Here is a 13,823-nt window from a genome sequence, read left to right on the forward strand (position 1 = left end):
ACTCCTCATTTTGCGTTCATACGGCACTCGCCAGAAGATTCAGACGACCTCCTCCTCCGCGATCAATTCGTCGGTTCCGCCGACCCGCTCGATGCTGAAAACACCGTTGACCTTGCTGATGCGGCCGATGATCCGGGTGAGATGATGCAGGTTTTTCACTTCGATGATAATGTTGCTGTGCACCACGCCGTCCTCGGCACGCATCTCGATGCTGACAATGTTGGTGTCGGTTTGCGAAATGGCGTCACTGACATCGCGCAGGAAATGCTTGCGGTCCGTGCCGAGCAACTGCAGGCGCACGGTGAAATGCTTGTTGGGCTCGACATCCCACTGCACCTCCACCCGGCGCTCGGGGTTTTCCAGCAGTCGCAGGATGTTGGGACAGTCGGTGCGATGCACCACCACGCCGCGCCCCTGTGTCAGGAAGCCGAGAATGCGGTCGCCTGGCACCGGCTGGCAGCATTTGCCGAAATTGATCAGCAAATGATCCAAACCCTGCACCCGCACGCCGATGGCGGAGCCGCGCGCCTTGTCGATGATCTTTTTGAAGAAGCCGGGCTTGTCGTGGCCTTCCGGCGCTTCCGGCAGAATCTTCTGGATCACGCTTTGTGCGGCCATATCGCCCCGTCCGATCGCGGCATGCAGTTCGACGGCATCGGCCAGCCCCAGAAGCTGCGCCACCTCGTTGAGATCAATTTCGTCGCGGTTGAGATGCGCGCGCTTGAGGGCCTTGTCCAGAATCTCCGCACCGAGCTTTTGGCTCTGTTCCGCCATCGATTCCTTCAGCCAGCGCTTGATTTTGGCGCGCGCCTTCGAGGTCTGCACGAACTTGATCCAGTCCTTGTTCGGCCGCTGATTGGCGCTGGTGATGATCTCGACCGTGTCGCCGCTTTTCAAGCGGTAGTTGAGCGGCACGATGCGACCGTTCACCTTGGCGCCGATGCAATGCAGGCCGATGTCGGTGTGCACCGCAAAAGCGAAATCCACCGGGGTGCTGCCCACCGGCAGCTTGTTGAGCCGGCCCTTGGGCGTGAACACGAACACCTCGTCCTGAAACAAATCGATGCGCAGGTTTTCCATGAACTCCTTGGGATCGTCGGTGTCGTGCTGCCACTCCAGCATCTGCCGCAGCCAGGCGAGCTGCTTGTCGAGCTCATCGGCTTTCTGTTTGCCCTCTTTGTAGCGCCAGTGCGCCGCCACACCCACTTCGGCGGTGCGATGCATGTCTTCGGTGCGAATTTGCACCTCCACCATCTTGCCGCCCGCGCCGACCACGGTGGTGTGCAACGATTGGTAGAGGTTGGATTTCGGTGTGGCGATGTAATCCTTGAAACGTTCCGCCACCGGGGTGAAAAGATTGTGCACGATGCCCAGTACGAAGTAGCAGTCCTCGGTGCGCTTCACGATGATGCGGACCGCGAGCAAATCGAAAATCTCCTCGAAGGATTTGTCGCGGCTCAGCATTTTCTGGAAAATGCTGTAGAGATGCTTGGGACGGCCGGTGATCTTCGCCTGCAGGCCCGCCTCTTTCAGGGCCGCGCGCACCGGCTCGGTGAAGCGTCGAATATAGGCCTCGCGCTCCTCCCGCTTCTCGGCGATTTTGTTGACCAGGTTCCAGTAGGCCTGGGGCGCCAGCGTTTTGAAAGCCAGATCTTCCAGCTCCCAGCGGATTCGGCCGATGCCCAGCCGGTGGGCCAGCGGCGCGTAAATCTCGCGGGTTTCGAGCGCGATGCGGCGCTGTTTTTTCTCCGGCAGATACTCGATGGTGCGCATGTTGTGCAACCGGTCGGCGAATTTGATCAGGATGACGCGAATGTCCTTCACCATCGACAGCAGCATCTTGCGAAAGTTTTCCGCCTGGCGGACTTCGACGTTGTCGAATTTCAGTTCCGAAATTTTGGTGACGCCGTCCACCAGCCTGGCGATCTCCTCGCCGAACTTTTCCTGCACCTCTTCGATCGTCACGCCGGTGTCTTCCACCACGTCGTGCAGCAGGCCGCCCACGATGGTGACATAATCCATGCGCAGCTCGCACAAAATTTTGGCGACCTCCACGCAGTGCACGAAATAAGGTTCGCCGGATTTGCGCAACTGGTTGCGATGCGCCTCCTGGCTGAAATAAAACGCCTGGGTCAGCAGCTCATGATTGATGGGGTGCTTGCTGTAGCGGTGCAGCCGGCGCGCAATGCGCGCCAGCTCCTTGTCGAAATCGTAGGTTGCCATGATGCCCGTTTGTGCCCGTCTCTCGCCATGCCATGCGCTCTCCACCCACCCCGGCGTTTCTGTTGGTGCACCGTTGACTTTTCCGGTTTAAAACCTGTTCACTTTGCCACCTCATCGGTTCTGCCACCCGCTGCGGCCGCGCCGCGTGCTGCCGGTCGCGCCCGGCGGTTGGCACGGATGCGCGGACGTTCAAAACGGCGCGCCACTGAAACTGTTCTCCGTATGAAAGCGGTCAATGTCGCTGAAGCGCACATGATCTTTGTGAAACAACAGCTCCACCGTGCCGGTGGGGCCGTTGCGTTGTTTGCCGATGATGATTTCTGCAGTGTTGTCGTTCAATTCCCGCGTGTATTGCCCCGGGCGGTAGATGAACATGACGATGTCGGCGTCCTGTTCGATGGCGCCTGATTCGCGCAGGTCGGAAAGCTGGGGCCGCTTGTCGCCGCCGCGCTGCTCCACCGCACGGGAAAGCTGCGAAAGCGCGATCACCGGCACATCCAGCTCCTTGGCCAGCGCCTTGAGTGATTGCGAAATCAAAGAAATCTCGATTTGCCGGCTTTCGGCGCTGCGCGGGCCGCGCACGAGCTGCAGATAATCGACAATGAACAGGCCGACCTGCTTTTCCGCGGCCAGCCGCCGCGCCTTCGCACGGATTTCCATCACCGTCAGCGCCGGCGTGTCATCGATGTAAATCGGCGCCTCCGCCAGCCGGCCGACGGCGTGCGCCAGACGCGCAAAATGCTCGCGCGGCAGCTTGCCGGTGCGCACCTGGTGCGAGTTGACCCTCGCCTCGCTGCACAGCAACCGCAGCGCAAGCTGATAGCTCGCCATTTCCAGCGAGAAAATACCGACCCCAACCTTGTGATCAATGGCGGCATTGCGCGCAATGTTCAAACAAAAGGCGGTTTTACCCATCGACGGCCGGCCGGCAATGATGATCAAGTCGGACTTCTGGAAGCCGGAGGTCATCTCATCGAGCTCTTTGAAGCCGGTGGCGACTCCGGTCACGCTGCCTTTGCGCTGATGATAGGTTTCGATGGTCTCGAAAGTCCGGTGCAGCACGGGATTGATCGACTCGAAGCCCCGGCGCAAACGGCGCTCCGACAGCGCGAAGATGCGCTGCTCCGCCTTGTCCAGCAAATCATCGACCGGCTCCTTGCCCTCGAACGCCTCGCTGGAAATCTCAGTGGCCACGGCGATCAGCCGGCGCAAAATCGCCTTCTCCAGCACCAGGCGGGCATGATACTCGACGTTGGCAGCGGAAGGCACGCTGGCCACCAACTCGGCGAGATAGTAATTGCCGCCGGCGGCATCGAGGTGCTGCTGGCGCTGCAATTCCGCCGCCACTGTCAGCGTGTCGATCGGGTGGTTGCGATCGAACAAGGCCTGCATGGCCTGAAAAATGTATTGATGACTGCTGGTGTAAAAGCACCAGTCCTCCAGCAGTTCGATCGCCTTGCTGACGGCATTGCTCTCTTGCAGCATGGCGCCGAGCACGGCCTTCTCCGCATTCAAATCCTGCGGCGGCAACCGGTCGATGATTTGATCCATCGCCGGCCGCCGGCCGGTCTCCTCGCGCGGCTGCAGTTTGCGCTGGGTCGCCGGATTTTCCAACATCCCTCTGTCAGGTTTGGCGCCTGGTGTGCGGACCACCGGATGTTCCGGCGGCCGGCTCGCGGCGCGGTTTTTCAACGGATGGAACGGTCTGGGCGTGCCAGCCCCGTTGCCGGAAGGGCAAGCACAGCCTTCCAAATTGCAAACGCCACCTCGAGCTTGGACAGCAGCGGCAGAGGAGTGATATGCCCTGCCGCGTCGATCAGCGTCACACGGTTGTTTTCACTTTGAAAACCGGCGTCGGCTTCACCCGCCTCATTCAGCACGATGAGATCCAGTGCCTTGTCTCGTAGCTTTTGCTGGGCATGTGCCACCGCGTTTTCCGTCTCCAGCGCGAAGCCCACGTGCACCGCCGCGGTTTTCTGCCGGCTGAGCAGACGGAGAATATCATCGTTCGCGGCGAGCTCGAGCTGAATAAGGGCGGCACCCTTCTTGATTTTCTCCGCCGCACGCTGCCGCGGCCGATAGTCGGACACCGCGGCGGCCATCACCACCACCTGCGTGCCGGGATAATGCGCCAGCACGGCATCACGCATGTCATGGGCGCTCACCACCGGCACGGTTGTGATTTTGTAAGGCGGCGACAGTTCCGTCGGGCCATGCACCAGCACGACCTCGGCGCCCAATGCCCATGCGGCCTCGGCGACGGCAAATCCCATGCGGCCGGTGCTGGGATTGGTGAGCATGCGCACCGGATCGAGGTATTCCTCCGTTCGGCCGGCAGTAACCAGCACTTTTACACCCTTGAGCGGCTGGCTGGGTTGCAGCGCCGCCAGTGTCTCCGCCAGAATCCATTCCAGTCGAGCCAGCCGGCCCCAGCCCTCGCCCTCGCTGGAGGTCGCCAGCTCGCCAAATTCCGGATCCACGCAGCGGTAGCCCGCCTGCCGCAGGCGCTGCAGGTTGTGCTGCACCAGCGCATCCTCCCACATCGCGGAATTCATCGCGGGACAGAGGATCACTGGCACGCGTGCCGCCCGGATGGTGGCGCTCACGGGTTCGTCGGCAAAACCATTGGCCAGTCGGGCCAGGCTGTTGGCGGTCGCCGGGCACACCAGAATAACTTCACCCCAGCGCGACCAGTCGATGTGCGCGATTGCGGCGGAACCAGCCGCCGGGAACAGACTGGTCAGCACAGGGTTTTCGCTGAGTGCGGCAAAAGTCAACGGCGTGACGAATTCCTGCGCGTGCGGTGTCATCATCACACGCACGGTGGCTCCCTGCCGCTTGAGCTCCCGCACCAGCTCGCAGCTCTTGTAGCAGGCAATGCCACCACTTACCCCCAGGAGAATTTTTTTGCCGTGGAAACGCAGGATCAGTTCTCCCGGTCTTCGGGTGTCTCAGCGTAGTCGTAATGCAGCTTGCCGCTCATCATTTCCTCGAGCGAGATGGTGGTGGGCTTGGGCAGCTTGATCAGTTTCACCGGCGCCTTGCTGCGCTCGTCACGCACTTCTTCAAGTTCGTCATCGGAATCATTGGAATGCACATTATCCAACGCGCTGTCATAGCCCAGTTCCTGTTCGATGTAGCGTTTTTGTTCGTCGTTGATCTGGCGCGCCCGCTTGGCGATCACCACGATCGCTTCGTATAAATTTTCGGCGTGCCGTTCCAGTTCATCCAAGGGTACGGTGCTGACCATGAAATTGTCTCCGGTTGATCAGGGTTATGGAAATCAGATTGCTTGCCAACTTGCCGTGTCACCGGCGGCGTTTCAATGGCCTGCCGGTTGGGCCGGTGCTCTGCGATAGCGGGCGATGATCTCCGCCACCTGCCGCACCGTATCGTCCAGGTCGTAATTCGTCACCACGTGATCATACTGTTCGGCGGCCGCCATTTCCTGCTCGGCGGCCCGCAGCCGGGCGGCGATTTCCTCGGCGGAATCGGTATTGCGGCCGTGCAAGCGCTCCCGCAGCAGTTCCAGCGAGGGCGGGCGGATGAAGATCAATATCGCGCGCTCGCCCATCTGGCGTTTGATGTTGAGGCCGCCCTGTACGTCGATGTCCATCAGCACGAATTTGCCCTGCGCCAGCCATTTCTCCACGTTCTCGCGCAGGGTGCCGTAGAGATTGCCGTGCACCCGGGCATACTCCAGGAAGCGGCCGCGCGCGATGCCCTCCTGAAATTCTTCCGGGCTGATAAAAAAATACTCGCGGCCATGGCGTTCGGTTCCGCGAGGCTTGCGCGTGGTCGCCGAGACGGAATAACGGAAGTCGGGGTCGTTGCTTTGCAGCAGTCGCTGCAGAATCGTGGTTTTGCCACCGCCGGAAGGCGCGGACAACACGACCAGGTAACCGGCAGGCGTCTCGTGCCCCTCCGTGGTTGCGCGTGCGTGATCCATCGGCCTCGCGTCACTCGATATTTTGAATTTGCTCGCGGAGCTTCTCGACTTCCTCTTTGATTTCGACAACGAGATGAGCGATTTTCGCGTCGTTGGCTTTCGCGCCAATGGTGTTGGCCTCCCGGTTCATTTCCTGCAACAGAAAATTGAGCTTGCGCCCGGCCGGGGCCTCTTCCTCCAGGGCCTCCAGAAAGAGGGTGTTATGACTGCGAAAGCGCGTGCATTCCTCCGTCACATCGACGCGGTCCGCCAGCAGCGCCACCTCCAGCTCCAGGCGGTTGGGGTCCAACTCCTTCGTCTGCACCATCTCTTTCACACGCTGATAGAGCCGCTGGAACTCCTCGCCGCGCCGCGCAAGTGAACGCGCCTCGATCTCCTCCAGCCGTTGCTGCAGCGCCTGGATGCGCCGGCGCAAATCATTGCCGATTTCCACACCTTCGCGCTGGCGCATTTCGTTCAAGTTGTGCATCGCCTGCGCGATGGCGTTTGCCACCGTGTGCCAGACCTCCTCCGGGAGTTGGTCATTGGTGTCGGTGGTGAGAATTTCGGAAAAGTGCAGCAAATGATCGATGGTAATCTCGCCGGCGAGATGCAAATCGTCCCGCAGTTGCTCCAGCAGTCGCTTGTGGTGTGCAGCCGCCTCCAGGTCCAGCCGCAACCCCAGTCCGGTGTCACGCTCGCTTTTGAGCGTGACGACGAGATTGATGCGGCCGCGCGAGACGTACTTGCGCACCATCTCTTTGACCGTTTCCTCGTAGGCGCTCAACGCCCGGGGCAGTCGCATGGTTACGTCCAGAAAGCGATGGTTAACGGCCCGCACTTCAACAAAGGACTCGTAACCGTTGCTCTTGAATTCTCCTTGGCCGTAGCCAGTCATACTGATGATCATCAGTCCGCTTTAGCCACGTTTCTAGTTACGCCGGATTCGATTTTGCAATAAGTTACAATTTACAAGTGGTTTAGATTTTACGAAAGCCGCTGCTAAGATACAACACAATTTTTCGAAAATTTTTATCGAGTGATTGGGATAAAAATCAACGAGATATAAGCCAAAGTGAACGTGAGTATGCCTGGCAATTTTCAGCGAGAAATGGAGTGATATGATCCTGCAGCTTTTCTCGCTCGATCACTGCACCGCTATGCTGTGGCCAGGCCAGCCATTTAAATCAAAAACACAAAGTTTGTCAGAGTTGTCCACCCTGCAAACATTGCATGTCATCATCGCACATTTTTTGTCCGCATCTCGCCTCTTGCCCTTGCCCGTTGGCCGTTGGTGATGTTGAAAGCGCCAGACAGATGGGCGCCATTGCCTGCGGTGCATGTCCGGGGGATTGCCGACTCGTTTGCGCACCCTGATCAGCAAAGCCTTTCCACCAAAAAAATAACCCCACGCATGGCAGCGTAATGGCGTGGGGTTATTCAAAAATTGGCAGGCACTGGTACCGCCGGCACCTCTCTTCAGCCGTCCACGCGGATGAAGATGGCCTTATTTCCCCCTGCGATACTTCGCCGCTTCAATTGTAAATCGTGCCGATACGCGGTGGGTCTCGCCCAAATCTTCATGGCCGATGAAGGCATAATCGACTTGCAACCTGGGCAGGTTGATGCCGGCGCCGGCGGCGAAGCGACCGATGTCCGAGCCCAGGCGCAGGGAAAATACTTGCTGGAATTGATATTCCCAGCCCAGATGCGTGTCAACGCTCAGCGGTCCCGCGGAAAGCTGAGCCGCATAATCACGGCCTTCAAAGCGAATGTCGAAATCAAGTGCCGGGGACATATAACCGTTGAGCATGGGAACAGCCATGGGATAAGCCAGCCCGGCTTTCAGGGTGGGAACAATGATCTCGCGGGTGCCCTGGTTCCACGCCAGCACAGTGGTGGTGATATCTTGAAAATTCAAGCCGAGCCGCAGATTGCCGGCAGGCCGGAACAGCGCGGCCACATCGAAACCCAGTCCCCAGGCGGAATTGTCACCCACGCTCTTGCGCAGCACCTTGGCATTCATGCCAAAACTAAAACGCGCGCTGCGCTGAACACCGTAGCTCAGGAACAGGGCATATTCCGCATCGGAAATCATGCCCCCAATGTAAGGCCGGTTGATGCGCGTGACGCCGTCGGCATCGACATAAACCGCGCCCAGCGGCAGCGCGGGATTTTGCAGCCGGGTGACGGGAATCTCGTCGACCCCAAGGCGGATCAGGCTCAAGCCCAGGCTGCGCTTGGCGCCGAAGGGAATGGCAAAACTGGCGTAATCATATTTGACCGTATGGTCGAATTGCTCGGTGTGCATCAGCATGATTTGCGGATACTCGAGATCCACGAGTCCGGCGGGGTTCCAGTAACCTGCGGTGACGTCGGTGGCGAGCGCGGCATAAGCCCCGCCCATGCCCAATGCCCGCCCCCCGACACCGAGGCTGAAGAATTCGTTGGCATATTTGGCGGTGCGGGTTTCACCAGCAAGGGCGGCGCCGGCAAGGCATACTCCCAGAAAAACCGGGAAAATTTTGGGGGTGGAAATCATAAGGATTGCTCTCGGAAATTGAGAAGTGGTTTATGTTGGACTTGCTGCCGGGTATTGTCATCACAGCATAGCGCGAACGCGCCCGCAGCGTGCTCCCACAAGTTCATCCTTTCGGAGATTCACCCTGCAAACAGCTTGCTAACTCACCTCCTGACAGCAGGGTTTCACTCGGTGGCCAGCTTTTGCAGATGCGCCAACTGCTGCAAAGCCTCCAAAGGTGTCAGATGGTTCAAATCGAGTTTCAGCAGGGCTGCACGCACACGCTGATCCTGCTGGGAAAAAATGTCCAGTTGCACCTCGCCGGCTGCAGCAGGTTCGCCATTGGTGGAGAGCCTGGCACGCTCGAATGTTTGCTGTTCGAGCGTGGCCAGCACTTGTTTGGCACGGCGGATCACTTTGGCTGGCAGGCCGGCAAGCTGCGCGACGTGAATGCCATAGCTGTGATCGCAGCCGCCGGCGACGATGCGGCGCAGGAACACCACTTGCTCACCCCACTCCTTCACCAGCACATTGTAGTTCTTGACCCGTGGGAAGAGCCTTTCCAACTCGATCAATTCGTGATAATGCGTCGCAAACAGCGTGCGCGCCGCGATTTTGGCATTTTCGTGGAGATATTCGACCACGGCCCAGGCGATGGACAGGCCGTCATAGGTGCTGGTGCCGCGGCCGATTTCATCGAGCAACACCAGACTGCGGTTGGTGGCGTTGTTCAAAATATTCGCGGTTTCGTTCATCTCCACCAAAAAAGTGCTCTCCCCGCCGGCGAGATTATCCGAGGCGCCGACGCGCGTGAAAATTTTATCGACCATGCCGATGCGCGCCTGGGCCGCGGGCACAAACGAGCCGATTTGTGCCATGAGCACGATCAGCGCCACTTGCCGCAGGTAGGTCGACTTGCCCGCCATGTTGGGGCCGGTGATGATCAGAATCTGGTGCGTCTCGTCATCGAGATAAGTATCGTTGGGCACGAATTTCTCACCGAAGGGCAGCAGCTTTTCCACCACCGGGTGGCGGCCCTGTTTGATTTCGAGCACGCTGCTGTCATCGACCAGCGGCCGGACGTAGTTTTGTTGCTGCGCCACTTCGGCGAAGGCGAGCAGGCAGTCCACCGTGGCGAGAGCGCGGCCGTTTTCCTGCAGTGCGGCGGCGTGCGCCGCGACTTTTTGGCGCAGCTTGTCGAACAATTCGTATTCCAACGCCACCAGTTTTTCCTCGGCCTGCAGGATGCGCTCTTCATACTCCTTCAACTCCGGTGTGATGAAGCGTTCGGCATTCGCCAGGGTTTGCTTGCGAATGTATGAGTCCGGCACTTTGGCGAGATTGGGGTTGGTGACTTCGAGATAATAGCCGAAGACTTTGGTGTAACCGACTTTCAGAGAGGCGATACCGGTGCGTTCGCGCTCGGTTTTTTGCAAATTGGCGATCCAGTCCTTGCCATGGCGGGCAAGCTGACGCAATTCATCCAGCTCGGCGGAATAGCCCGGCCGGATGAGATTGCCTTCGGTGACGGAGAGCGGTGGGTCTTCCACCAGCGCGCGGCGCAATTCCCCGGTCAACTCCTGCAGCGGATCGAGCGCCTGGCCGCATTGCTGCAGCAGCGCACTTTCACACTGCAGCAACAGGCTTTTCAGCTCGGGAATGCGCTCCTGCACCTGCTGCACGGTCAGCAACTCACGGGCGTTGGCGCGCGCCAGGCTGATTTTGGCCACCAAACGCTCGAGGTCGCCAATGCCGCGCAGCCGGGCGGCCAGTTTGTCGCGGCGCGCCCCATCGGCCAGCAGCTCGGCCACCGCGTCCTGGCGGGCGCGGATTGCCGCCTCCTGGCGCAGCGGATGCAGTAGCCATTGCACCATTTTGCGGCCGCCCATGGCGGTGCGGGTTTGGTCGAGCACACCCAGCAGGGTGGCGTGCTGATTGTCGCCGCGCAGGGCACGCACCAGCTCCAGGTTGCGTCGGGTCGCCGGGTCGATGCCCACAAACTCGCTGTTGCTGCGCCGCGCCAGTTGCGTGAGATGAGTCAGTTCGGTTTTCTGGGTTTCTTGGAGATAGGACAACGCGCCGCCGGCAGCCGATATGCCGCAGATGAGATCGTCACAGCCAAAGCCTTTGAGGGTAAGTGTCTTGAAATGGCGTGTCAGGCTTTCATAAGCATGATCGAAAGCAAAATGCCAGGCCGGCCGCGGCGTGATGACAGCCGGAACATTCCTGCCCAAGCGCTCGCGCAGCCAGTCCTGTTGATCCTCGGGCAGCAGAATCTCGGCCGGCTCGATGTCCTGGATGACCTCCCCCACGCGTTCGAGCGGCAACTCGTCCAGCATGAATTCGCCGGTGGAAAAATCGATTTGCGCCAGGCCGGCGGTCTTTTTCTGCAGGTAAAGTGCGAGCAGGAAATTGTTGCGGCGGCTGGTGAGCAGATTGTCGCTGAGCGCGGTGCCGGGGGTGACAACCTCCGTCACCTCGCGTTTGACCACAATTTTGGCGAGTTTGGGGTTCTCGACTTGCTCACAAATTGCAACGCGATAACCGGCGCGCACCATCTTGCTGAGGTAGGTGTCCAGCGCATGATGCGGAAAGCCGGCAAGCGGCACCTCCGCCGCCTTGCCGTGCGCGCGCGAGGTGAGCGTGAGGCCCAGCACCTGGCTGGCAATTTTCGCATCCTCGAAGAACATCTCGTAGAAATCGCCCATGCGAAAGAAGAGAATGGCATCCTGATGCTGTGCCTTGATGGCAAGATATTGGCGCATCAGCGGAGTGCTGACCTCGTCTTTGCTGACAGTCTCCGCTGCCGGGGTGAGCGCGGAGGTTGTTTCCGGCGCACGAGTCAAGCGTGATGCTCCTGAAAAACCGGCTGGTGAACAACGATTGAAATTCGGCGCTTGCGTGTGAGTGGGCAATTTACAACTGTCCCGGCCAAAAGCAAGCCATTTGCCTTGCCAAACCCGCGGCCTGGCACATGATGCCGGCGTGGTACTGCAGGGCGTAATCCAGCCAGCGGTGATCGCCAAAAGGGGTGCGGCTGCCAGCGATGAAACCCAGGTGACCGCCGTGGCGCGGCAAAAGCAGTTGCAGCCGCGGATTGTGCGGCAAAGCGGCATAGGTTTGGAACGGCACACAGGGATCATCCTGTGCGGCAAGCAAAATAGTCGGCGTGCGAATCGCGCCAAGCAGCGGGTGTGCACTGCTTTTTTGATAGTAGTCCTCTGCCGAGGTGAAGCCACCCAGTGGCGCCGTGACGCTATGATCAAAACCCGTCAGCGTGAGTTTTTTGGGCAGGGTCAGCCGCGGGAAATCAGGAAAATCCACCATCCGTTCTGCCAGCGCCTGCTTGAGCAGCCGCAGGAAGCGGGCGTGGTAAAGTGCATTGCTGTGCCGGCTGATGGCGGCGGCACTCAAGGCCAGTTGAATGGGTGCGCTTACCGCAATGGCGCCTGCCAGATTGGCGGGCACAGCCCCGCCCTGCTCGGCGAGATACTTCAACAGCATGTTGCCGCTCAGGGAAAACCCAATGACAAGCAACGGCTGGTGCGGGGCTCGGGCCGCGCAAAATTGTATGACAGGCACCAGGTCTTCACTCCGGCCGGCGTGATAGAGCCATTTTGCCAGACCCCTGCCCTGCCCGGCGCCGCGATGATTCAGCCGGAAAGTCGTCCAGCCCTGCTGCAAAAACTTTTGTGCAACCCGCACCATGTAGGGGGAATCAGCCCGCCCGCCCAGGCCATGCAGCAGCAGCACCATACCGGCGGGATCTCCGCTGCTGCGGTTTTCACCCAAAACCAGGCGGTCGCCATGAGAAACCGCAATGCTGTGCCAGTGGGTTTCCGGCAGTGAACGCGGGCTGGGAAGCAGGTAGCCGGCGAGTGTTTGCGCATGTCCACCGGGCGCCCACCAGGCAGCGGCGAACGGCGGCAAATGAAAAAACCCAACTGATGCGCGGCTTGCAGTTGGGTTGGCGGTGGGAGCATTCAACTGGACACCGGGATTATGCCAGGGCTTTCTCCAGGGGCGTGTAGGGAAAATCGAAAGCATCGGCCACGCCCTTGTAGGTCACCATGCCGTAGGCGATGTTCACACCATAAGCCAATGCCTGGGATTTGCGCACGGCGTCGGGATAGCCATAATTGGCGAGGTGAATCGCGTAGGGTAGGGTGGCATTGGTGAGCGCAAAGGTCGACGTCATGGGCACGGCGCCCGGCATGTTGGCCACGCCATAGTGCACAATGCCGTCCACTTCATACGTGGGGTTGTCGTGTGTCGTGGGATGAATGGTTTCGACACAACCGCCCTGATCGACCGCGACATCGACGATCACCGAGCCTTTCTTCATCAGGCCCAGCATTTCCCGGGTGATGAGATGGGGCGCCTTGGCGCCCGGAATCAGCACGCCGCCGATGACCAAATCCGCCTGCGCGATGGCTTTGCGAATGTTGGCAGGATTGGACATCACCGTTTGCACGTTCTTCGGCATGACATCATCGAGATAGCGCAACCGCTCGAGGCTCAAATCGAGAATGGTGACACGCGCGCCGAAGCCGGCGGCGATTTTGGCCGCATTGGAACCGACCACGCCGCCACCCAGGATGACCACATGGGCCGGCTCCACACCCGGCACGCCGCCCAGCAGAATGCCGACGCCGCCCTGTTGTTTCTCCAGACATTTTGCGCCCTCTTGAATCGAAAGGCGTCCTGCCACCTCACTCATCGGAATCAACAGCGGCAGGGCTTTGTTTTCCGTCTGCACGGTCTCGTAGGCGATGGCGACACATTTCGACTGGATCACGGCCTCGGTCAGCTCGCGCGAAGCGGCGAAATGGAAATAGGTGAAGACAATTTGACCCGGGCGCAACAGGGGATATTCGGAGGGCAGCGGCTCTTTCACCTTCATGATCATGTCGGCTTCGCGGTAGATTTTGGCCGCCTCTGCAATGATGGTGGCGCCGGCGCGGCGGTAGTCGTCATCCTGAAATCCACTTCCCCGGCCGGCGTCCTTTTCAACCAGGATTTCATGCCCGTTGGCCTTCAGCAACTCGACACCCACAGGAATCAGAGCCACGCGATTTTCATTCTTCTTGATCTCTTTGAGAACGCCGATTACCATTTCCATCCTCCCTGACTAGATGAGCCTGTGATTTT

The 13,823-nt window shown here is 59.6% G+C and carries 10 protein-coding genes; all 10 read right to left on the minus strand.

Going from position 1 to position 13,823, the window contains the following annotated elements; translation table 11 throughout:
• Positions 1–39 precede the first annotated feature (39 nt).
• Positions 40–2,223, minus strand: coding sequence for a bifunctional (p)ppGpp synthetase/guanosine-3',5'-bis(diphosphate) 3'-pyrophosphohydrolase (locus ONB52_03125; protein ID MDZ7415135.1), 2,184 nt, complete (start codon positions 2,221–2,223; stop codon positions 40–42).
• A gap of 189 nt (positions 2,224–2,412) precedes the next feature.
• Positions 2,413–3,774, minus strand: a complete 1,362-nt coding sequence (gene dnaB, locus ONB52_03130) for a replicative DNA helicase (protein MDZ7415136.1) — start codon at positions 3,772–3,774, stop codon at positions 2,413–2,415.
• Positions 3,775–3,911: 137 nt separating this feature from the next.
• Entirely contained in the window at positions 3,912–5,126 is a 1,215-nt protein-coding gene (gene coaBC / locus ONB52_03135; protein ID MDZ7415137.1) for a bifunctional phosphopantothenoylcysteine decarboxylase/phosphopantothenate--cysteine ligase CoaBC, read from the minus strand.
• Between the two features lie 23 nt (positions 5,127–5,149).
• Entirely contained in the window at positions 5,150–5,473 is a 324-nt protein-coding gene (locus tag ONB52_03140; GenBank protein ID MDZ7415138.1) for a DNA-directed RNA polymerase subunit omega, read from the minus strand.
• 72 nt (positions 5,474–5,545) lie between these two features.
• On the minus strand, positions 5,546–6,172 hold the full coding sequence (gene gmk / locus ONB52_03145; protein ID MDZ7415139.1) for a guanylate kinase: 627 nt from the start codon (positions 6,170–6,172) through the stop codon (positions 5,546–5,548).
• Between the two features lie 10 nt (positions 6,173–6,182).
• Positions 6,183–7,049, minus strand: a complete 867-nt coding sequence (locus tag ONB52_03150; protein MDZ7415140.1) for a YicC family protein — start codon at positions 7,047–7,049, stop codon at positions 6,183–6,185.
• A gap of 609 nt (positions 7,050–7,658) precedes the next feature.
• On the minus strand, positions 7,659–8,693 hold the full coding sequence (locus ONB52_03155) for a PorV/PorQ family protein (GenBank protein MDZ7415141.1): 1,035 nt from the start codon (positions 8,691–8,693) through the stop codon (positions 7,659–7,661).
• A 164-nt stretch (positions 8,694–8,857) separates the two neighbouring features.
• Positions 8,858–11,437 (minus strand): DNA mismatch repair protein MutS, encoded by a 2,580-nt coding sequence (mutS, locus tag ONB52_03160; GenBank protein ID MDZ7415142.1) that lies wholly within the window; start codon positions 11,435–11,437, stop codon positions 8,858–8,860.
• A gap of 151 nt (positions 11,438–11,588) precedes the next feature.
• On the minus strand, positions 11,589–12,602 hold the full coding sequence (locus ONB52_03165) for an alpha/beta fold hydrolase (protein ID MDZ7415143.1): 1,014 nt from the start codon (positions 12,600–12,602) through the stop codon (positions 11,589–11,591).
• Between the two features lie 70 nt (positions 12,603–12,672).
• A complete protein-coding gene (gene ald, locus ONB52_03170) occupies positions 12,673–13,788 on the minus strand; it encodes an alanine dehydrogenase (protein ID MDZ7415144.1) in 1,116 nt (371 codons plus the stop codon).
• Between the last annotated feature and the right edge of the window lie 35 nt (positions 13,789–13,823).

The sequence above is a fragment of the candidate division KSB1 bacterium genome, assembly GCA_034506255.1.
Taxonomy (GTDB): Bacteria; Zhuqueibacterota; Zhuqueibacteria; order Zhuqueibacterales; family Zhuqueibacteraceae; genus Coneutiohabitans; species Coneutiohabitans thermophilus.

Bases quoted from the DNA above. Each gene is read 5' to 3' on its own strand.
- ONB52_03125 (MDZ7415135.1), bottom strand. From the start codon at position 2,223: ATGGCAACCTACGATTTCGACAAGGAGCTGGCGCGCATTGCGCGCCGG.
- dnaB (MDZ7415136.1), bottom strand. From the start codon at position 3,774: ATGGATCAAATCATCGACCGGTTGCCGCCGCAGGATTTGAATGCGGAG.
- ONB52_03140 (MDZ7415138.1), bottom strand. From the start codon at position 5,473: ATGGTCAGCACCGTACCCTTGGATGAACTGGAACGGCACGCCGAAAAT.
- gmk (MDZ7415139.1), bottom strand. From the start codon at position 6,172: ATGGATCACGCACGCGCAACCACGGAGGGGCACGAGACGCCTGCCGGT.
- ONB52_03150 (MDZ7415140.1), bottom strand. From the start codon at position 7,049: ATGACTGGCTACGGCCAAGGAGAATTCAAGAGCAACGGTTACGAGTCC.
- ONB52_03155 (MDZ7415141.1), bottom strand. From the start codon at position 8,693: ATGATTTCCACCCCCAAAATTTTCCCGGTTTTTCTGGGAGTATGCCTT.
- mutS (MDZ7415142.1), bottom strand. From the start codon at position 11,437: ATGCGCCAATATCTTGCCATCAAGGCACAGCATCAGGATGCCATTCTC.
- ald (MDZ7415144.1), bottom strand. From the start codon at position 13,788: ATGGTAATCGGCGTTCTCAAAGAGATCAAGAAGAATGAAAATCGCGTG.